We start from the raw sequence: 20360 nt of genomic DNA, 5'->3' as shown, positions 1-20360 counted from the left end.
TTCGTTGTTTTCGTTGGCCAGACTGAGAAAGTCAGGCGCTCTTGGCCTTGCGTTGCTCCAGCGAGGCCAGCAGGTCGGCGAAGCGCTCGCCCTGCACCGTCACGTGGATGCGCATGGCCTCCGCGGCGGCCTCGGCATCGCCGGCTTCGATGGCCGCGATGATGGCTTCGTGCTCCGCAAAGGAAGCACGCACGCGGTCGCGCGCCCGCAGTTGCAGGCGCCGATAGGCTTTCAGGCGTTTCTGCAGGGCGCTGGCCTGCTCGACCAGGAACTCGTTGCGGCTCGCGTCGCGGATCGCCTCGTGAAAGACTTCGTTTTCATAGTAGTAGCCGTCGCAGTCGCCGCGCTCTGCGGCAGCCTCGCAGCCGGTATGGGCACGGCGCAGCGCGGCCAGATCCTCCGGCGTCGCGCGGCGGGCGGCCAGGCGTGCGCACATCGCCTCCAGCTCCGCCATGACGTCGAACATCTCCATCAACCGCCGCGGGCCGAGTTCGGCCACGAAGGTACCGCGCCGCGGCCGCTGCTCGATCAGGCCGGCGGCGGAAAGCTGAAACAGGGCTTCACGGATCGGGGTGCGGGAGACGCCGAAGCGTTCGGCCAGCAACAGTTCCTCCAGCCGGTCTCCCGGCCTCAGCACGCCGGTGAGGATCTCCTCCTCCAGCACGTCCCGCAGCCTTTCCGCCCGCTTTTCCATTGCAAACCCTTCCGATTCGGACGTGGATACAATAGCGCAATTTTATAAATACCGCAATTGCGTTCATGTATACATAACAATTGACCGTGCACTCATGTGGTGATATCCCAGTGTTCGATGAAGACCGCTCCGGTCCTTCGATGCCGACCAAGCGGGCCAAGGGCTCGAAACAAGAAACCCGGGAGGAACCCCATGCTGAAAACCACATCCATCGCTGCCGCCGCAGCGGTTGCCACGGCTATGTCCTTCGGCGCCGTGCAGGCGGCCGAACTGAAGCTCAGCCATCAGTGGTCGACCAGCGACGTCCGCCACAAGGTAGCGGAGATCGTCGCCAGCGAAGTCGCCGCCGCAAACGTCGACCTGGAGATCAAGATCTATCCCTCCAAGTCGCTGTTCAAACCCCGCGAACAGTACAACCCGCTGACCCGCGGCCGGCTCGACATGGTGGTCTTGCCGCTGTCATACGCCGGCGGCCAGCAGCCGGCCTACAACCTGACCCTGATGCCGGGCCTGGTGAAGAACCATGACCACTGGTCGCGCCTGGTCGAATCGCCCTTCATGGACAAGCTCGAAGAGATTATGGCCGGCGACGACGTGATGGTGCTGGTGCACGGCTATCTCGCCGGCGGCTTCGGCGGCAAGGACCGCTGCATCACCGGACCCGACGACGTGAAGGGGCTGCAGACCCGCGCCGCGGGCAAGGCCTTCGAACAGATGCTGGCCGCCGCCGGCGCGTCGATCACCTCGATGCCGTCCTCGGAGATCTACTCCGCCATGCAGACCGGCGTTCTGCAGGCCGCCAACACCTCCTCCTCCAGCTTCGTCTCCTACCGGCTCTACGAGCAGCTCAAGTGCTACACACCGGCCGGCGACGTGGCGCTGTGGTTCATGTACCAGCCGCTGCTGATGAACAAGACGACCTTCGACAACCTCAGTGCCGAGCAGCAGGCGGCGCTGAAGGCCGGCGCAGCAAAGGCCCAGGCCTACTATCTGGACGAGGCGAAGAAGGCCGACGCGGCCTCGGTCGAGGCCTTCAAGAAGGCGGGCGTCGAGATCGCCTCCATGAGCAACGACGACTTCACCGCCTGGCGCGAGATCGCCAAGACGTCGTCCTACAAGGCCTTCGTCGAGCAGACGCCAGGCGGCCAGGAACTCCTGGATCTGGCCCTCTCGGTCGAGTAAGCGGAACTTTCGGGAAGCCGGCGGCGCGGCGCCGCCCCGGCGCCGGCTTCCCCTCCAGAACCCTGTCCTCGCAAAGGCCGGCCCGGAGCGATGCCATGACAGAGCACGCGAGAGAGCGCGCTGCGCCGCGCGACGGCGCCTTTGCCAGATCCCTTTTCAGGGTGATCGGACTGATCTCCACCCTCTGCGGAATCGCCGCGGCGACGATGATCTTCGCCTCCGTTCTCATCACCTGCCAGATGATCTGGATGCGCTTCGTCATGAACGCCTCGACCATCTGGCAGACGGAGATGGTGGTCTACCTGATGATCGCCGCCACCATGATCGGCCTGCCCTACGTCCAGCGCCTGCGCGGCCATGTGAACGTCGACCTTCTGCCCATGCTCCTGCCGCCACCGGCCCGCCGGGCCCTGGCCGCCGTCACGCTCATTCTCACCATCGCGGTGGCCGGCGTGGTCGCCTTCTACGGCTTCGAGCTCTTCCATCTGGCCTTTGAGCGCAACTGGAAGTCCGACACCGTCTGGGGCGTCTCGCTCTGGATTCCCTATCTTGCCATCCCGCTGGGCTTCGGCCTCTTCGTCGTGCAGCTCGCCGCCGATCTCTTCGCGATCATGACCGGCCGTGACGACGCCGGCGCGCCGGGCGTACCGGGCTCTCGGCGTGAGAAAGCCCGGGGGGAGAAAGCCCGGGGGGAGAAAGCCCGGGGGGAGAAAGACTGATGGATCCCCTCGTTCTCGGCGCCCTGGTGGCTGCCTTCACCATCCTCGTGCTGTTCTCCGGCGTCTCCGTCGCCGCGGGCCTGCTGATCGTCTCGGCCGGCTTCCTCATCGTCTTCGACGGCTTCGGCTCCATGGAGCTGCTGCCGGAGATCTTCTTCGGCAAGCTGGACAATTTCGCCCTCCTGTCGATCCCCATGTTCATCATCATGGGCGCGGCGATCTCCTCCACCCGCGCCGGGGCCGACCTCTACGAAGCGCTGGAGCGCTGGCTGACCCGCGTGCCCGGCGGCCTCGTCGTCTCCAACCTCGGCGCCTGCGCCCTCTTCGCCGCCATGTCCGGCTCCTCTCCCGCGACCTGTGCCGCCATCGGCAAGATGGGCATCCCGGAGATGCGCAAGCGCGGCTATCCCGACGGCGTCGCCGCGGGCTCCATCGCCGCCGGCGGCACCCTGGGCATCCTGATCCCGCCCTCGGTCACCATGATCGTCTACGGCATCTCCACCGAGACCTCCATCGGGCGGCTGTTTCTCGCCGGCGTGATCCCGGGCCTGCTGCTGGTGCTGCTGTTCATGGCCTGGTCGATCTTCGACACCTGGCGCCAGGGCGGCGGCGAGGTCGCCCTCGGCCGTCTGCGCTATTCCTGGGTCGAGAAGCTGGAGATCCTGCCGCGGGTCCTGCCCTTCATCGCCATCATCCTGGGCGTGCTCTACGCACTCTACGGCGGGGTCGCCACACCCTCTGAGACTGCGGCCGTCGGCGCCCTGCTCTGTGTCATCGTCGCCGTCATCATCTACAAGCTCTTCGCGCCGCGTTCGCTCTGGGCGGTCCTCAGGGACTCGACCCGCGAAAGCGTGATGATCCTCTTCATCATCGGCGCCGCGGGCGTGTTCTCCTACATGCTCTCCAGCCTCTTCGTCACCCAGGCCATCGCCGAGTGGATTGCCGGCCTCGACGTCAACCGTTGGACCCTGATGATCGCCATCAACCTCTTCCTCCTGGTGGCGGGCTTTTTCCTGCCGCCGGTGGCGGTCATCCTGATGTCGGCGCCGATCCTGCTGCCTATCGTCGTCTCCGCCGGCTTCGATCCCTACTGGTTCGCGGTGATCCTGACCATCAACATGGAGATCGGCCTGATCACCCCGCCGGTCGGCCTCAACCTCTATGTCATCAACGGCATAGCGCCCGATATCTCGCTGAAGACCATTCTGAAGGGCTCCCTACCCTTCGTGGTCTGCATGGTTCTCGCCATTGTCATCCTCTCGGTCTTCCCCGGTCTGGTAACCTGGCTGCCGGATGTGGTGATGGGACCGGTGATACAATGATCAGCAGCAGCATCTTCAACGACCTTGTGGCGCGCATTGCCGAGGCAGGGCGCAGCCTGGCCCTGGGCACGCAGGCGACGGCGGGCGACCCTCTGGCGCTTTGCGAGCGCCTTTTGAGCGGCAAGGGCGAGGCGACGGGCCTGGCCATCGCCCAGCAGGTCTTCGACGCCTATGGCGGGCTCGATCCGGACAGCAGGCTGGGCTTCTTCCGCCAGGTTTCCGAACGCTTCGGCGTCGACGACGGGGCCCTCGAGAGAGCCGTCGAGGCCTGGCGGCAGGAGGGCAGCAGTGCGGCACGGGCCCTGCACTTCGCCTCCGAGCCACAAAGCCAGGAGCTGATCCGCCGCCTGAACCGGGCACCGGGGGGCACCAAGGCGCTGGTGGACATGCGCGCCGACCTGCTCGATGCGGTCGCGGAGGATGCAACCCTGCAACAGCTCGACACCGACTTTCAGCACCTGCTGGCCTCCTGGTTCAACAGGGGGTTTCTGGAACTGCGGCGCATCGACTGGTCGACCCCCGCCGCAATCCTGGAGAAGATCATCGCCTACGAGGCGGTGCACGAAATCGCCGGCTGGGACGATCTGAGGCGCCGGGTCGCGGCGCCGGACCGGCGCCTCTACGGCTTCTTCCATCCGGCGCTCAGCGACGACCCGTTGATTTTCGTCGAAGTGGCCCTGACGGCTGCGCTGCCAGATGCCATCCAGCCGATCCTGGCCGAAGACCGGGAGCCGCTGGAACCCAACAAGGCAACCACCGCCGTCTTCTACTCGATCTCCAACTGTCAGAAGGGCCTGCGCAGCATTTCCTTCGGCAACTTCCTCATCAAGCAGGTGGTCGAGGAGCTGCGGCGGGAGTTCGACGGCCTCACCACCTTTGTCACCCTCTCCCCCGTGCCCGGCCTGCGCCGCTGGGCGGAGCGCGAGGCGAAGGACGAAGAGGGCCTGCTCGGCGCCGAACAGTGCGCGCGCGTGGATTTGCTGAACAAGGACGATCCGGCGGTGGTCGACGACGAGCTGCTGGAACTGGCTGCTGTCTACCTGCTCCAGGCCCGCGGCAGACGCGGCGGCGCGCTGGACCCGGTGGCGCGCTTTCACCTCGGCAACGGCGCCCGCCTGGAGCGCATCAACGCGGCCGCCGACCTCAGCGAGCGCGGGCGCGCCAATGCCTGGGGCGTGATGGTGAACTACCTCTACGATCTCAAGAGCATCGAGAAGAACCACGAGGCCTATGCCAACGACGGCAGCATCGCTGCCTCGACGGCCGTCCAGCGCCTTGCCAGAAGCAGTAAGCGGAGCTCTGTCCATGTATGACCGCAACCATCTCGCCAGCCGTCTGCGCTCCGCTTCGTTGGTCCGCGAGGCGGCGGGCTTCGCGGAACTTGCCGAGCAGCCGGGCCGGCCCGTCGTCACCTATGGCGCGCTCTTCGAGGCGGCGGAGCGCTGTGCGAAGGCCCTTGTCGCAGCCGGCCTGCAGCCGGGGGACCGGGTGGCAGCGCAGGTGGAGAAGTCCATCGAGGCAGTCGAACTTTATCTCGGCAGCGTTCTGGCCGGCGGCGTCTTTCTGCCCCTCAACACCGCCTACACGGTCGCCGAGGTCAGCTATTTCCTGGGCGACGCGGAGCCGCGCGTTTTCGTTTGCGATCCGACGAGGCTGGAAGCCTTAAACGGCGTTGCGGCGGAGGCCGGGGTCGGCGCGGTTCTGACCCTTGCCGCCGACGGTAGCGGCAGCCTGACCGACGCCGTTGCCGCCCAGGACGCCGGCTTCGAGGCGGTGCCGCGCGAAGCGGAGGACCTGGCGGCCATTCTCTATACCTCCGGGACCACCGGCCGCTCCAAGGGCGCCATGCTGACCCATGCCAACCTCGCCTCCAACGCCGAGGTGCTGACGCAGAGCTGGCGCTTCACCGCCGAGGACGTGCTGATCCACGCCCTGCCGATCTTCCACACCCACGGACTGTTCGTCGCCACCAACGTGACCCTGATGAGCGGAGCAAGGCTGATCTTCCGTAGCCGGTTCGACGCCGAGGCCGTGCTGGGCGATATGGCCGGTGCAACCGCGCTGATGGGGGTGCCCACCTTCTACACCCGGCTGCTGGACTGCCCGGGCCTCGGGCGGGAAACCACCGCAGGCATGCGCGTCTTCATCTCCGGCTCCGCGCCGCTTCTCGCCGAGACGCACCGGCAATGGACCGAGTGCACGGGTCACGCGATCCTGGAACGCTACGGCATGACCGAAACGGGCATGAACACCTCCAACCCCTATGACGGCGAACGGCGTGCCGGCACGGTCGGATTCCCGCTGCCCGGCGTCGAGATCCGGATCACCGATCCGGAAAGCGGCGCCGTGCTGCCGCCAAGCAAGGTCGGCGGCATCGAGGTGCGCGGACCCAACGTCTTCACGGGCTACTGGCGCATGCCGGAGAAGACGGCCGAGGAGATGCGCGAGGACGGCTTCTTCATCACCGGCGATGTCGGGGTCGTCGACGCCGAGGGCTACATCGCCATCGTCGGCCGCTCCAAGGATCTCATCATTTCGGGCGGCTACAACATCTACCCCAAGGAAATCGAAGCCCTGATCGACGACCTGGCGGGCGTACGGGAGTCGGCGGTGATCGGGCTGCCCCATCCCGACTTCGGCGAAGGCGTGGCCGCGGTGATCGTGCCAGAGGGCGGGAGCCGCCTCACCGAAGAAGAGGTCGCCGCGGCGCTGAAAGACGATCTGGCGCGCTTCAAGCAGCCCAAGCGCATCTACTTCGAGACAGAACTGCCGCGCAACGCCATGGGTAAGGTCCAGAAGAACCTGCTGCGCGAGCGCTACAAGGACGCCTTTGCAGCCAGCGAAGCGCCGGCTGCCGGCGCCCGCGCCTCAGGTTAAAGGCCTAAAGCGCACCGTTCGGCGTCAGCAGGATCTTGCCGCCGCGGCTTTCCGCATGGGCATGGGCCAGCGCCTCGGTGGCCTGCTCCAGGGTGTACTCCGCCTCCACCGGCGAAACCAGCACCCCGTCCTCGAAGGCGCGCGCCATCTCCGCATACATCGCTTCGATCTCGAAACGCGGGGTCGAGCGCATATAGCCGACCAGCCAGAAGCCGGTGAGCGTGAGGCCGTGGATGACCGTGTGATAGGGCGTCATGCGGCAGGCCTCGCCGGAAATGAACCCGTAGTTCACCACCGTGCCGCCGTCGCTGAGACAGTCCGCCAGAATCGAGGTGGCAACGCCGCCGATGGCATCGATACCGAGACGGATCGGCGCTTCGGCACCTGCGGCATCGCGGATCTTCGCGGCGATGTCGCCCTCGTCGGTGACCACAACATCGGCGCCGAAGGCCGTCAGTTCCTCGATCAGCGGTCTGCGCCGCACGATGTTCGCCGTCTTCAACCCGCGGGCCCGGGCAAAGCGGATGACGTGGCGGCCAACCGCGGAATTGGCGGCGTTCTGGACAACCCAATCCCCGGGCTGCAGATCGACGTACTGGCTGAGCATCAGATGGGCGGAAGGCGGGTTGGCCTTCAACTGCGCGGCATCGCGCCACGCCAGGCTCTTGGGAACACGCATGAACTGGCTGGCCTCGGCCTTCACCTTCTCCGCCCAGTTGGCCCGCCCCAGGCTGAGCACGTGGTCGCCGGGTGCCAGATCGACACCCTCACCCACCGCCAGCACTTCCCCCGCCCCTTCGATGCCGACGAAGGCCGGCAGCTCTTCGGGGCCGGGATAGCGTCCCTCGAAGATCAGCAGGTCGGCCGGGTTGATCGCCGCCGCACGGATCGCCACCACCGCCTCCCCCGGCCCCGGTGCGCCCGGATCGGGCACCTCAACCGCTGCACAGGCGAGATCCGGGCGCGCGTGGCGCTGAAGCTGAACGGCGAGCATGAGGAAGACTCCTGCAAGGGATCCTGGGGACAGGCATTCGGACGGCAAATCACTGCCTGGGCGATAGAACACCAGCACGCAGTGCGGTGCAATCGCTCACTGCCGCCTGCCAAGCCACCCTCCGAACCGCTGCAAAGCGCCCTTGCGGCCCAGTAAGGGACCGATCAAACTATCCCAACCCGCCGAACATCAGCGACGTAAAGACCGGGCTTCGGCTCCGGCAACGCCGCCTGTCAAAGAGACAAACAGAAGGACAAACTGATGGATGCAGGACTGCTATCGTCCTGGCTTGTCGAACTGATCGGGAGTGCTGCCGCTATCCTCGGCACACTCTGCTGGCTGCCGCAGTCGGTCAAGGTGATCCGCGAGAAACAGACCGCCGGCATTTCGCTGGCCGCCAATCTTATGCTCTTGAGCGCGGTCAGCCTGTGGATGATCTATGGGCTGATGATCGGCTCCTGGCCCCTTGTCGTGGCCAACGCCATCTCGACGGCCCTCGTCTCGACCATCGTCTTCATGAAGCTCCGCTACAGCGCGACCCCAGGTTAGTCGGCGCCTGCCTTCGATCTCGGCCGGCAATCCGTCTCAATCGCCGCAGTTCAGGCCGCCTTGGCGCCGGGCCGGGTGTCGATCGCCTGCTGGATCAGCGCCATGATGCGGGCCCGCTCCTCCCCTTCCAGGGCAAGGCGCGGCGCACGGCAGATCTCGCTGCCGTAGCCGCACATCGCCTGCGCCAGCTTGATGTACTGAACCAGCTTCGGGTGGCAGTCGAGATGGAGCACCGGCATGAACCAGCGATAGAGGTCCAGCGCCTCGGCATAGCGGCCCTGCACGGCCATGGCCCAGAGCTGCAGCGTTTCCTCGGGAAAGGCGTTGACGAGGCCGGCGACGGTGCCCTGAGCGCCCAGCATCACGGACTCCATGACCAGGTCGTCGACGCCGCCGAACAGGATGTAGCGCTCGCCGCAGGCGTTCACCAGGTCGGTGAGCCGGCGCGGATCGTCGGAGGATTCCTTGATCGCCACCAGGGTCGGCTCGTCGCCAAGCTCCGCAAACATATCCGGCGTGATGTCGATGCCGTAGGTGACCGGGTTGTTGTAGCACATGATGGGGAGCGCGCTGGCCTGGGCGACGGCGCGGTAGTGGGCCATGGTTTCCCGTGCATCGGACTTGTAGACCATGGCCGGCAGCACCATCAGACCCTGGGCGCCGATCGCTTCGACATCGGCAGCGAAGCGGCAGGCCTGGGCCGTGGTCGTCTCCGCCACTCCGGCCAGCACCGGCACGCGGCCGGTTGCAGTTTCCACAGCAGCCTGCATGATCGTGCGCTTCTCATCGGCGCTGAGCGAACAGTTCTCCCCCACCGTCCCCAGCATGACCAGACCGTGCACCCCGGCGCGGATCAGCATGTCGATGTGCGCGCGGGTCGCTTCCACGTCCACGGCCTCGGCGGTCGTGAACTGGGTGGTCACGGCGGGAAAGACGCCTTGCCATTCAACGGTCATCACACCACCTCCTGCTGTATTGTTTTGCTGTTTTGCTTGCCCGAGTTACCTGGCTGGTTTGCTTGCGGGAGCCGATCAGGTCCTGGAACTGGCCCGGCCCTTCGGCTTAGCATGCGCATGCTGCGCTGTCATCGGCTGCAATGGCCTCCCGCCCAGCCGCTGCCAAGCGACCCGTGCCAAGCGACCCACCGGAGGGCAGAACCATCTCGCTCGAAACCGACCTGCCAGGAACCGGGCGGCACTCAAGGCCTACGCCGGACGGCGCACCGCTGCTGTCGGTGCTGGCTGTCGTGGTCCACGACGGCGCGGTGCTGCTGGTGCGCCGCGCCAATCCGCCTCAGGCCGGCGCCTGGGGCTTTCCGGGCGGCAAGGTGGAACTGGGAGAGACGGCAGCCGCGGCGGCGCTGCGGGAACTGTATGAGGAAACCGGACTCCACGGCGGCAACCCGCGCGCCCTCGCCGCCGTCGATCTCATCGAACCCGTCGCATCCGCTGATCCGCAGGGCCGTGGGACGGCCGCCCATCATCTGATGCTGGCCCTCCGGCTCGACTGGCTCGGCGGCCGCCCCGCGGCGGCGGACGATGCCCTGGAGCTCTGCTGGGCCGCCCCGGACCGCCTGCCTCAGCCGCTCTGCGCCGATGTCGCGAGGGTCGCCTGCGCGGCGCTGAAAGGCTAATCAGGCTTCTCTCCGGTGCCCCGGCGCCTTGACGAAGCCGCCCGCGGCGCCCATAAAGAGGCCTTCAAATTGGTGATACCAAAATGCCAGTCAGACCACTGGAGGGGTCAGGCCCCTTTTGCCAACAGCGCAGACCGGCATGAACACCCAGGGGGCCGGTGGCGACAAGCCCACGGTCGGAGACGATGGATCCGAGGTTCCAGGAGATTCCACGCGAGCGCGTTGCCGATCGCATCGCCAATGAGTTGCTGCGCCTGATCACCAGCGGTGAGCTGGCGCCGGGGGAACGGCTGCCGGGCGAGCGCCAGTTGGCGGACATGATGGGCGTCAGCCGCGTTTCGATCCGCGCCGCCCTGCAGCAGCTCAAGGCCCAGGGCTTCGTCACCGCCGTGCAGGGCGGCGGCACCCGCATTACGGCAGCCGCCGATCAGCTCGACTCCGCACTCGCGCGGCTGGTCCGTTCAAACCGCGACAACCTCCAAGATCTGGCCGAGATCCGCTCGAAGCTGGAGGTCTGGGCCGCACGGCGGGCGGCGGAGCGGGCGACACCGGAACAGCGGACCGAGATCGACCGCGCCTTCGTCACCATGACCGCCGCCGGGCGCCCCTCGCGCTTCAAGGCGGAAGACGATCTCAATTTCCACCTGGCGATCGCCAAGGCTTCGGGCTCTGCGGTCTACCTCCATCTCATGTCGGTGCTGGGTGACATCCTGGAACAGATGCTGGCCTTTCACCGCTACAGCCTCTACGCCACTCCGGCGGACGATCAGCGCTTCACCCAACAGCACCGGGCCATCTGGTCCGCCATCAAGGCGCGTGACGGCGACGCGGCCGCCGACGCCATGCAGGACCACCTGACGACGGTCCTGTCGCGCTACGAAGAGAACGACACGCCCTCCCAGGACGCCGAAGCGCCAACCGACGCCAAGGGGACGGCCAGCGGCTGAGCGCCATCTCGCGGCCGCCGCCGGACTTCGTCCCATCCCTCCATCCAAGGCCCAGCGCAGCATGACAGCGATACCAGACGCAAACCCGGCAGACTTCGTGCGCCGGCTTTTCGATACGGCCCTGGCGGCCGCCGACCCCGCCAAGGCTGTGCCGGCCTTCCTGCCGCCCCGCCCCAAGGGCCGGACGGTGGTGATCGGCGCCGGCAAGGCCGCTGCGGCCATGGCCAAGGCTGTGGAGGAACACTGGGACGGGCCGTTGGAAGGCCTGGTGGTCACCCGCTACGATCACGGTGCCGACTGCCAGCGCATCGAGGTCATCGAGGCGGCACATCCTGTGCCGGACAGCAAGGGGCGCGAAGCCGCCGGACGTATCCTCGGCATGGTCGAGGGTCTCGGCCCCGACGATCTTGCCCTCTGTCTCATCTCCGGCGGCGGCTCGGCCCTTCTGGCGCTGCCCGCGGCGGGGATCACCCTTGAGGAGAAGCAGGCGGTCAACCGTGCCCTGCTGAAGTCCGGCGCCGCCATCGACGAGATGAATTGTGTGCGCAAGCACCTCTCCGCCATCAAGGGCGGCCGCCTTGCCGCCGCCGCGGCGCCGGCCAAGGTGGTCAGCCTCCTGATCTCCGATGTGCCGGGAGATGATCCCTCCGTCATCGCCTCCGGCCCGACGGTCGCCGATCCGACCACCTTTGCGGAAGCCCGGGCGATCCTGGAGAAGTACGGCATCGCCGCACCCGAAGGCGTCGCCAAACTGCTCTGGGAGGCGGCTGACGAAACGCCCAAGCCCGGCGATCCGCGCCTCGAAAGAGCGGAGACCTATGTCATCGCCAAGCCGCAGGCCTGCCTGGAAGCAGCGGCGGCGGCCGCCCGCGAAGCCGGCATCACGCCTGTCATTCTGGGCGATTCCATCGAAGGCGAGGCACGCGATGTGGCTCAGGTGATGGCGGGGATTGCGCGGCAGGTGGTGCACTACGGACAGCCGGTCCCGGCCCCCTGTGTCCTGCTCTCAGGCGGCGAGACGACGGTGACGGTGCGCGGCGGCGGGCGTGGCGGACGCAATGCCGAGTTCCTGCTGGCCCTGACGGTCGCGCTCGACGGGCTGCCGGGGGTCTACGCGCTTGCCGGCGATACCGACGGCATAGACGGCAGCGAAGACAATGCCGGGGCGATTGTGACACCCGATACCCTGGCGCGGGCGGCTGGGGCCGGCCTGGACGCCAAGGCCATGCTGGCCAACAATGATGGCTACAGCTTCTTCTCCAGGCTTGGCGCGCTGGTGGAGACCGGGCCGACGCGGACCAACGTGAATGACTTTCGCGCAATCCTGATACAACGTATACACTAGACGTCGGTGTGCGGGGGGCTTGATAACAGGATGTGCTGATATCTCTCGGGCTTGCCTGTCAAGAAGGGCGGGCCTGCTCTTCAAGAGATCGTCAGACCGCCGTCACGCTGCCGAAACAAAGCTTCACTTAAGGTAACCTTCCTGCCATGCGCCGTAGCCGAAAAGCCAAGATCGTCGCCACCCTGGGTCCGGCGACATCGACGAAAGAAACCATCCGCGATCTCTTCGTTGCGGGGGCCGATGTCTTTCGCCTCAACTTCAGTCACGGCAGCCATGACGACCACCAGGCACGCTACGACACCATCCGCGAGGTGGAACGGGAGGTCGAGCGGCCGATCGGAGTTCTTGCCGACATGCAGGGCCCGAAGCTGCGCATCGGCACGGTCAAAGACGGCTCGGTCGAGCTGGAGGCGGGCCAGACCTACAGGCTCGACCTCGATCCGCAGATCGGCGACGAGACCCGGGCACCGCTGCCGCATCCGGAAATCTTCGCGGCGATCTCACCCGGGACGGCGCTGTTGATCGACGACGGCAAGCTGCGGCTGGAGGTGGCGGAGAGCACGCCGGACTATGCGATCACCAAGGTGGTCACCGGCGGCCCCTTGCGCGACCGCAAGGGGGTGAACCTGCCCGGTGTCATCCTGCCGATCTCTCCCCTGACCGATAAGGATCGCAAGGACCTGGACTTTGCCCTCGACCTGGGGGTCGACTGGGTTGCTCTCTCCTTCGTGCAGCGGCCAGAGGACCTGACCGAGGCGCGGCGGCTGATCGGCGACCGCGCCACCATCATGACGAAGATCGAAAAGCCGGCGGCGCTCGACTGCCTGCCGCAGCTTGTCGCCCTGTCCGATGCCGTCATGGTGGCGCGCGGCGATCTGGGCGTGGAGATGCCGCCGGAGAGCATTCCCGGGCGCCAGAAGCAGATCGTCCATGCTTGCCGCCTCTCCGGCGTGCCGGTTGTCGTCGCGACACAGATGCTGGAGTCCATGATCGCCGCGCCGGCGCCGACCCGCGCCGAGGCCTCGGACGTCGCCACCGCGGTCTATGACGGCGCCGATGCCGTCATGCTCTCCGCCGAAACCGCTGCCGGCCAGTACCCCAACGAGGCGGTGGCGATTATGGACCGCATCATCCAGAGCACGGAGATCGATCCTTCCTATCGCGGCATCATCCATGCCCGCGACGGCGAAACGGAGGCCACCGGTGCCGACGCCATCTCGACGGCCGCGGCCCAGGTTTCAGCCACAATCTCCACCGCCGCCATCGTCAACTACACGATGTCCGGATCGACCGCCCTGCGCGCGGCGCGCCAGCGGCCCAACGTGCCGATCCTGGTGCTGACCAACGAGATCCGCACGGCCCGCCGCCTGGCCGTGCTCTGGGGCGCCCACTGCGTGCATACCGAAGACGTCTCCAACACGCAGGAGATGGTGGACAAGGCCAGCCGCATTGCGGTGCGCGAAGGCTTTGCCAACCTCGGTGACAACCTGGCGATCACCGCCGGCGTTCCCTTCAGGACACCGGGAACAACCAACATGCTGCGCATCGCCAAGATCGAGCAGTAGACGCGCAGGCCGGGCGGGAAAACAGATGCCATGGCATCATCGACCTCTCTCGATCTGACGCGGACCTATCTGGACCTCCAGGCCGACGGCAAGGTCGCCGAGATCCCCGTTTCCGAGACCTTCTGGCAGGACCTGATGTCCGGCGGGGTTCGCATCGAGGGGCGCATGGTGATGGCTGCGGAGATGACCGCGGACATGCGGCACTGGGAGATGCATCCAGCGGGCGATGAGGTCCTGGTCCTGATGAACGGGCGCGCCATCGTCGTGCTGGAGGAGCCGGACGGCCCGCGGCAGATCGAAGTTTCCGCAGGAGAAGTCGTCATCGTGCCGCGCGGCTGCTGGCATAGGATCAAGGTGGTCGAGCCTGGGAAGATGGTGTTCATGACCGCAGGCGACGGCACCGAAAACAAGCCGTTTGAGGACGCAGTCTAGGCCGCCGCTCAGCTACGCGGAGCGCCCGCTCTATGCTTCGAGACGTTCGCTGCGCTCTCTCCTCAGCATGAGGGGTGATTGTTGAAACGGCCTCTTCCTCATCCTGAGGAGCGCACCAAGGGCGCGCGTCTCGAAGGATGCGCAATGCCGCGGCTGGCCCTTCCTTTACACCGACACTAGATCTGCTTCTCACGCAGGCTCTTGCGCAGCGCCTCCGCGTTGATCGCCGCGGAGACCAGATTGGGGTGTATGGCCAGCGCTTCCTCGAAGGATTCGAGGGCGCGCTGCTCATCTTCCAAAGCGACATAAACGAGACCGCGCCCGGACAGGGCACCGAAGTGACGGGGCTCCAGTTCAAGGGTGCGGACGATGTCTTCCAGGGAAGCGCGGTAATTGCCCATCAGGTAGTGCACGGTGGCGCGCTTGTTCCAGCCTTCGGCAAAGTCCGGCGCAATGGCGACCATCTGCTCGAACCTGGAAAGCGCCCGGCGGTAGTCGCGCCGCGACATGGCCGCCACGCCGTCTTCCATCAGCGCCCGGACGGCCCCGTCGTCGGACTGCCCCCAGATATGCCAGATTGCGCCCTCGATGAGCTGCGCCTCGGCGGGGCCGGGAGCGGTGAGCAGCTGCGAGAAGAGGTCCTCAAGGCGCGCGTCCTTCTGGTCGGCCAAGGCAGGCGCCGCCGCCAAAAGGCTAAACAACACAATAATCGTCTTAAGGCCGAGTTTTCTCATAGACTAGATTATGGCGGAAACGGCCAGCCTGCCAAAGAACTTGGTTGACCCGCCGGAATCACAATTCCATGAAGGGACCCACACGATGACCGTGGCGCGCTATTTTTCGCAAGACTACTTCGAGGCCAGACGCCGCTTCGCCGAGGCGGGCGAACGCGCCGGCGCAGAGCTTGCGAGCCACCGTCATCCCGGCTTCGGGCCCGATGGCGAGACGCTTTCGACCGACGTCGCCTGGCTCGGCCCGCGCGATGCGGAACGCGTGCTGGTCAGCATCTCAGGCACGCATGGCGCCGAGGGCTTCTGCGGCTCCGGTGTACAGCTCGGCTGGTTCGAAAGCGGCCTGGCCGGCGAGCTGCCCGACGGTGTCGCCTACATGGCCATCCACGCCATCAACCCCCACGGCTTCGCCTGGCTGCGGCGCGTGACCGAGGACAACGTCGATCTTAACCGCAACTTCGCCGATTTCTCCGCACCCCTGCCGCCCAACGCCGGCTATGAGGAGCTGGCAGAGGCGCTCTGCCCGCCGACCTGGGACGACGCCACCATCACCGCCACCCGCGATGTGCTGGTGGCCTATGTGGAAGCCCATGGGCGCGCCGCCCTGCAGGCCGCCGTCTCCGGCGGGCAGTACAGCCATCCCGACGGCATCTTCTTCGGCGGCCAGACGCCGACCTGGTCGCACAAGACGCTGAAGACGCTGTTCTCGGAAGATCTGGCCGCTGCGCGTCAGATCGCGGTCATCGACTACCACACGGGGCTGGGGCCGCGCGGTCATGGCGAACGGATCTGCGCCGCCGACCCGCAGTCGCCAGGCCTGGCGCGGGTCGAGGCCTGGTACGGCGACGACCACACCTGCCCGGCGCTCGGCACCTCCTCGTCGACGGAGATCCGCGGGCACAACGTGATCGGCATGGAAGCGGCGGCACCACAAGCGGAAGTGACCGCCATCGCCCTGGAGTACGGCACCCTGCCGACCGAGGAGGTCAAGCTGGCGCTTCGCGCCGACAACTGGCTGCATCTTTACGGCGCGGTGAACTCGGCCAAGGGCCGCGCCATCAAGGCGCAGATCCGTGAAGCCTTCTATCAGGACGCCGACGACTGGAAGCAGATGGTCTGGGACCGCGCGGTGGAAACCCAGCGGCTCGCCCTCGCAGGCCTCACCAGCAAAGAGTCCGAGACGGTCGGATAGAGACTGTCAGCCGACCCGTTCAACGCCGGCACGGTCGAGGGCCGGCGGCGTCGGGCCGCCGGTGGCCCAGTCCAGCAGTTCGACCGTGTGCACCACCGGAATCTCGGTGCCGCCGCCGATCTGCGTCATGCAACCGATGTTGCCGGTAGCGATGACATCCGGCCGTGTCGACTCGATGTTGCGCACCTTCCGCTCTTTGAGCTGCGTGGCGATTTCCGGCTGCATCAGGTTGTAGGTGCCGGCGGAACCGCAGCAGAGGTGCCCCTCCGGCACCTCCTTTACGGCAAAGCCCGCCTTGCTCAGAAGGTCCTTCGGCTGGCGCCGGATCTGCTGGCCGTGCTGCATGGAACAGGCCGAGTGATAGGCGACGGTAAGGCCCGCGTCCTCCCGCGGGGCGATCACGTCAAGGCTGTCGAGGAACTCGGTGACGTCCTTGGTGAGCGCCGCGACGGCGGCGGCCTTGTCCTTCCAGGCCGCGTCCTCGCGCAGCATGAAGCCGTAGTCCTTCACCGTGGTGCCGCAGCCCGAGGCGTTGATGATGATCGCATCGAGGCCCTTGCCCTCGAGTTCGCGCGCCCAGGCGCCGATGTTGGCGCGGGCGCTTTCCAGCGCAGGCTCCTCCTTGCCCATGTGATGAACCAGCGCACCGCAGCAGCCGGTGCCCTTCGCCACGACGACCTCGACACCCAGGCGCGTCAGCAGGCGCACCGTGGCCTCGTTGATCTCCGGCGCCAACACCTTCTGCGCGCAGCCGGTCATCAGCGCCACCCGCGCCCGCCGCTTGCCCTCGGCGGCGAAGACCTGCGGCCGGTCCACCTTGCTGGGCGGGCGCACCTCCGCGGGAGCCATGGCCAAAAGTCCCTTCAGGCGGCCGGGCATCAGCGGCGCCAGCGGCTTTGCGAAGAAGGCGCCGAGCAGCGCCAGGCGAAAACGAAAGGGACTCGGCAGCACGAAGGCCAGCAGCCAGCGTAGTGCGCGCTCAGGCAGGGGGCGGCGAAAGGTCTCCTCGATGTATTTCCGGCCGTGATCCACCAGATGCATGTAATGCACGCCGGAAGGGCAGGTGGTCATGCAGGAGAGGCAGGAAAGGCAGCGGTCGATGTGCTTCACCACCTTGGCGGAGGCCGGCTGCCCCTTCTCCAGCATGTCCTTCAGCAGGTAGATGCGCCCGCGCGGACTGTCGAGTTCATCGCCCAGCAGGGTATAGGTCGGACAGGTCGCGGTGCAGAAGCCGCAGTGCACGCAGTTGCGCAGGATCTTCTCGGACTCGGCGGTGTCCGGATCGGCAAGCTGAGCGACGGAGAAGTTCGTTTGCATCCGCGTCTCGCCTCAGAGCCCGGCGTACATACGGCCGGGGTTCAGGATGCGGTGCGGGTCGAAGCCCTCCTTCACCCGCGCCTGCAGGGCCGCCATCGCCGGGTCCTGCGGCTGGAAGACCGCCTCCGCCGCGCGCACCTCCGCCGGGGCCCGGATCAGGGTTGCGTGGCCGCCCAGCGGCTGCAGCACGTCGCGAATGCGCGCGGCCCCGGCATCGCCGTCGGCCGAGAGCGCCAGCCAGACCAGGCCGCCGCCCCAGTCGTAAAAGGCCTCACCTTCGGCGATGCTGGCCACCACCTCCGGCCCCAGGCTAGGGGCCACCGAGAGGCGCCAGACGGCTCTGTCGCTGCCTGTCCAGAATGGCCGGACATCGCGCAGCTCCCGCCAGAACGTGAGCGAGTTCTGGCTGTGCAGTTCCTCGGTTTCGCCGAGGTCGGCCAGTTCCCGGCGCAGAGCCGCGCAGCGGTACTCGACCGAGGGACCGGGCCCTTCGAGACGCAGTGCGGTGACCGCGCCGCCGGCCGCCGCGACGTAGGACACCTCCGAGCCCGCCGCCAGGGCAGCGGGCAGATGGGCGGCGCCGGCGACCTCGTGCGGCGAGCCCAGGGCGCGGCTCATCGCCTTCACCGCCGTCGCGTCGTCGAGGCCGAGGAGCAGAACCGTGTAGGTCTTCTGGGGCCGCGGCAGCACCTTCAAGGTGACATCCGTCATCACGGCCAGCGTGCCGTAGGAGCCGCAAAGCAGCTTGCAGAGGTCGTAGCCGGTAACGTTCTTCACCACCCGGCCGCCGGACTTGAAAACCTCACCGCGGCCTGAGGCCGACTCGACACCGAGGAAGTGGTCGCGCGCCGCGCCAGCCTTGATACGCCGCGGGCCGGACAGGTTGCAGGCAAGCATGCCGCCGATGGAGCCATTGCCCGTCTCGGTCCCGAGCAGCGGTGCAAGGTCCGCCGGCTCGAAGGCCATCATCTGGTTTTCCGCATCCAGGGCCGCCTCGATTTCGGCGAGCGGCGTGCCGGCACGCGCGGAGAGGACGAGTTCCTCCGGCTCGTAGAGCGTAATGCCGCTCAGCTTCGACAGGTCCAGGCTGTGGGCGGCCTGCACCGGGCGCCCAAGCGCACGCTTGCTGCCCCGGCCCAGGATTTCCAGCGGCTGTTCCTCGGCTGCCGCCCAGGCGACAGCCTCCACAACCTGGTCGCGGTTCTCCGCGGAAAAGGTCGATCCCATGGCGTCCGGCCCGGCTAGAAGCGCGGCAGATCGGGGAACGGCAACTTGCCCCCGCTGATGTGCATGCGCCCCAGCTCTGCACAGCGATGAAGCTGCGGAAAAACTTTGCCGGGATTCAGCAGCGCTTCCGGATCGAAAGCGCACTTGACGCGCTGCTGCTGCTTCAGATCGATCTCGCTGAACATCTCGCCCATGAGATCGCGCTTCTCCACGCCGACGCCGTGCTCGCCGGTGAGCACGCCGCCCACCTCGACGCAGAGCTTCAGGATATCGGAACCGAAGTCCTCAGCGGCCTCCAGTTCACCCGGCTTGTTGGCATCGTAGAGAATCAGCGGATGCAGGTTGCCGTCGCCGGCATGGAAGACATTGGCAACGCGCAGACCGTACTTCTCGCTCATTTCCCGCATACGCCGGAGCACCAGCGGCAACTGCGCACGGGGAATGGTGCCGTCCATGCAGTAGTAGTCCGGCGAGATACGCCCCACGGCCGGAAATGCAGCCTTGCGACCGGCCCAGAAGGACAGGCGCTCCTCCTCGCTTTCGCTGACGCGGCTGGTGATGGCGCCATGCTCCTCGGCGATACGCGAGACTTCGGCCAGCAGGTGGTCCACCTCCGCCTGCGGGCCGTCCAGTTCGACGATCAGCAGGGCTTCGACGTCCAGGGGGTAGCCGGCCTGGACGAAATCCTCGGCGGCATGAATGGCGGGTTTGTCCATCATCTCCATGCCGCCGGGAATGATCCCGGCCGCGATGATGGCGGCCACGGTGTCGCCGGCCTGCTCGGCGGTTTCGAAACCCAGCAGCACCGCGCGGGCCGTCTCGGGCTTGCGCAGAAGGCGCACGGTCACCTCCGTCACCACGCCCAGCAGGCCCTCCGAGCCGGTCATCAGACCCAGCAGGTCATAACCCTCGGCATCCAGGTGCTTGCCGCCGACGCGCAGGATGGTGCCGTCCATCAGCACCATCTCAAGACCCAGTAGGTTGTTGGTGGTCAGCCCGTACTTCAGGCAGTGCACGCCACCGGAATTCTCCGCCACATTGCCGCCGATGGTGCAGGCGATCTGGCTCGAGGGGTCGGGCGCATAGTAAAATCCGTCGGCCTCGACGGCCTTGGTCACGCCCAGGTTGGTGACGCCCGGCTGCACCACGGCGCAGCGGTTCTCCAGGTCGATCTCCAGAACGCGGTTGAACTTGCCGAGGCCCAGAATGATGCCGTCAGCCAGGGGCAGCGCGCCGCCGGAGAGCGAGGTGCCCGCGCCGCGCGGCACCACCTTCACGCCGCGTTCCCGGCAGCACTTCAGGATCCGGCTCACCTGCTCCGTGGTCTCCGGCAGCACGACGATCAGCGGGAGCTGTTTGTAGGCCGTCAGCCCATCCGTCTCGTAGGCCCTCAGCTCGTCCTCGTCGACGATCACCCCCTCGCCGGGCACGATGGCCTGGAGGGCGGCGACGATGTCGCGCTTGGCATCGATGATCGCCTGATCTGGCTCGGGCATCTGCATGGCATTGCTCTCCCCGGATCCCGCCGTACTGGGGCGGGACATTGCGTCCCCAGGGTGCTGCGGCGGCGCGGGTCTTTCTTGCCCTTAGGTGCTGCGCCGTCCGGACGGCCACGGTTCACACCGGGGCCGGCC

19 protein-coding genes are annotated in these 20360 nt (G+C 66.9%); 12 read left to right on the top strand and 7 right to left on the bottom strand.

The features are described 5' to 3' along the window. Window positions 1–31 precede the first annotated feature (31 nt). A complete protein-coding gene (locus tag Q0982_RS10700; RefSeq protein WP_299395199.1) occupies window positions 32–694 on the bottom strand; it encodes a GntR family transcriptional regulator in 663 nt (220 codons plus the stop codon). 192 nt (window positions 695–886) lie between these two features. Here Q0982_RS10700 and dctP point away from each other — a divergent pair, with 192 nt between their 5' ends. The 5 genes from dctP (at window position 887) to Q0982_RS10675 (ending at window position 6794) form a co-directional block, all read left to right on the top strand. After that, on the top strand, window positions 887–1876 hold the full coding sequence (gene dctP / locus Q0982_RS10695) for a TRAP transporter substrate-binding protein DctP (protein ID WP_299395196.1): 990 nt from the start codon (window positions 887–889) through the stop codon (window positions 1874–1876). A gap of 95 nt (window positions 1877–1971) precedes the next feature. Then, entirely contained in the window at window positions 1972–2595 is a 624-nt protein-coding gene (locus Q0982_RS10690) for a TRAP transporter small permease (RefSeq protein WP_299395194.1), read from the top strand. After that, on the top strand, window positions 2595–3917 hold the full coding sequence (locus Q0982_RS10685) for a TRAP transporter large permease (protein WP_299395191.1): 1323 nt from the start codon (window positions 2595–2597) through the stop codon (window positions 3915–3917). Before Q0982_RS10690 ends, Q0982_RS10685 begins: the two co-directional genes overlap by 1 nt. Next, complete coding sequence (locus Q0982_RS10680; RefSeq protein WP_322097001.1) at window positions 3914–5230, top strand: malonyl-CoA decarboxylase; 1317 nt, start codon at window positions 3914–3916, stop codon at window positions 5228–5230. The genes Q0982_RS10685 and Q0982_RS10680 overlap by 4 nt, the downstream gene beginning before the upstream one ends. Continuing rightward, entirely contained in the window at window positions 5223–6794 is a 1572-nt protein-coding gene (locus tag Q0982_RS10675; RefSeq protein WP_299395189.1) for a malonyl-CoA synthase, read from the top strand. Before Q0982_RS10680 ends, Q0982_RS10675 begins: the two co-directional genes overlap by 8 nt. 4 nt (window positions 6795–6798) lie before the next feature. Here Q0982_RS10675 and Q0982_RS10670 read toward each other — a convergent pair whose 3' ends face one another. After that, window positions 6799–7788: a zinc-dependent alcohol dehydrogenase family protein gene (locus tag Q0982_RS10670; protein WP_299395186.1), complete on the bottom strand. Its 990-nt coding sequence runs from the start codon at window positions 7786–7788 to the stop codon at window positions 6799–6801. Window positions 7789–8049: 261 nt separating this feature from the next. Here Q0982_RS10670 and Q0982_RS10665 point away from each other — a divergent pair, with 261 nt between their 5' ends. Beyond that, complete coding sequence (locus Q0982_RS10665) at window positions 8050–8337, top strand: SemiSWEET family sugar transporter (RefSeq protein ID WP_299395185.1); 288 nt, start codon at window positions 8050–8052, stop codon at window positions 8335–8337. 50 nt (window positions 8338–8387) lie between these two features. Here Q0982_RS10665 and Q0982_RS10660 read toward each other — a convergent pair whose 3' ends face one another. Continuing rightward, window positions 8388–9293 (bottom strand): dihydrodipicolinate synthase family protein, encoded by a 906-nt coding sequence (locus Q0982_RS10660; protein WP_299395182.1) that lies wholly within the window; start codon window positions 9291–9293, stop codon window positions 8388–8390. Window positions 9294–9466: 173 nt separating this feature from the next. Between Q0982_RS10660 and Q0982_RS10655 the strand changes: the two genes are divergently transcribed. From Q0982_RS10655 to Q0982_RS10635, 5 genes are all read left to right on the top strand, one after another. Further along, window positions 9467–9970, top strand: a complete 504-nt coding sequence (locus tag Q0982_RS10655; RefSeq protein WP_299395180.1) for an NUDIX hydrolase — start codon at window positions 9467–9469, stop codon at window positions 9968–9970. Between the two features lie 185 nt (window positions 9971–10155). After that, the gene (locus tag Q0982_RS10650) at window positions 10156–10917 is read left to right on the top strand and encodes a FadR/GntR family transcriptional regulator (RefSeq protein WP_299395178.1); all 762 of its coding nucleotides are present in this window, start codon (window positions 10156–10158) and stop codon (window positions 10915–10917) included. A gap of 61 nt (window positions 10918–10978) precedes the next feature. Beyond that, window positions 10979–12262 carry a glycerate kinase gene (locus Q0982_RS10645; protein ID WP_299395177.1) on the top strand — a complete coding sequence of 428 codons (1284 nt, stop codon included), beginning with the start codon at window positions 10979–10981 and terminating at the stop codon, window positions 12260–12262. A 146-nt stretch (window positions 12263–12408) separates the two neighbouring features. Beyond that, a complete protein-coding gene (pyk, locus tag Q0982_RS10640; protein WP_299395175.1) occupies window positions 12409–13827 on the top strand; it encodes a pyruvate kinase in 1419 nt (472 codons plus the stop codon). A 30-nt stretch (window positions 13828–13857) separates the two neighbouring features. Further along, window positions 13858–14259: a cupin domain-containing protein gene (locus Q0982_RS10635; RefSeq protein WP_299395173.1), complete on the top strand. Its 402-nt coding sequence runs from the start codon at window positions 13858–13860 to the stop codon at window positions 14257–14259. Between the two features lie 176 nt (window positions 14260–14435). Here the strand turns inward: Q0982_RS10635 and Q0982_RS10630 are convergent, their stop codons facing one another. Beyond that, window positions 14436–14930 (bottom strand): tetratricopeptide repeat protein, encoded by a 495-nt coding sequence (locus Q0982_RS10630; RefSeq protein WP_299395172.1) that lies wholly within the window; start codon window positions 14928–14930, stop codon window positions 14436–14438. A 148-nt stretch (window positions 14931–15078) separates the two neighbouring features. Here Q0982_RS10630 and Q0982_RS10625 point away from each other — a divergent pair, with 148 nt between their 5' ends. Next, window positions 15079–16182: a M14 family metallopeptidase gene (locus Q0982_RS10625; RefSeq protein ID WP_299395169.1), complete on the top strand. Its 1104-nt coding sequence runs from the start codon at window positions 15079–15081 to the stop codon at window positions 16180–16182. Window positions 16183–16188: 6 nt separating this feature from the next. Here the strand turns inward: Q0982_RS10625 and glcF are convergent, their stop codons facing one another. The 3 genes from glcF to Q0982_RS10610 are packed head-to-tail and all read right to left on the bottom strand — an operon-like array spanning window position 16189 to window position 20228. Then, window positions 16189–17499 carry a glycolate oxidase subunit GlcF gene (glcF, locus tag Q0982_RS10620; RefSeq protein WP_299395167.1) on the bottom strand — a complete coding sequence of 437 codons (1311 nt, stop codon included), beginning with the start codon at window positions 17497–17499 and terminating at the stop codon, window positions 16189–16191. A 12-nt stretch (window positions 17500–17511) separates the two neighbouring features. Beyond that, the gene (gene glcE, locus Q0982_RS10615; protein ID WP_299395164.1) at window positions 17512–18726 is read right to left on the bottom strand and encodes a glycolate oxidase subunit GlcE; all 1215 of its coding nucleotides are present in this window, start codon (window positions 18724–18726) and stop codon (window positions 17512–17514) included. Between the two features lie 14 nt (window positions 18727–18740). Further along, window positions 18741–20228 carry an FAD-linked oxidase C-terminal domain-containing protein gene (locus tag Q0982_RS10610; RefSeq protein WP_322097000.1) on the bottom strand — a complete coding sequence of 496 codons (1488 nt, stop codon included), beginning with the start codon at window positions 20226–20228 and terminating at the stop codon, window positions 18741–18743. Window positions 20229–20360 lie beyond the last annotated feature (132 nt).

The organism is Pelagibius sp. (assembly GCF_028281305.1).
Lineage (GTDB): Bacteria > Pseudomonadota > Alphaproteobacteria > Kiloniellales > Kiloniellaceae > Pelagibius.
Note: the sequence above shows the minus strand (reverse complement) of the source record. Positions and strands in the feature narration are given on the sequence as shown.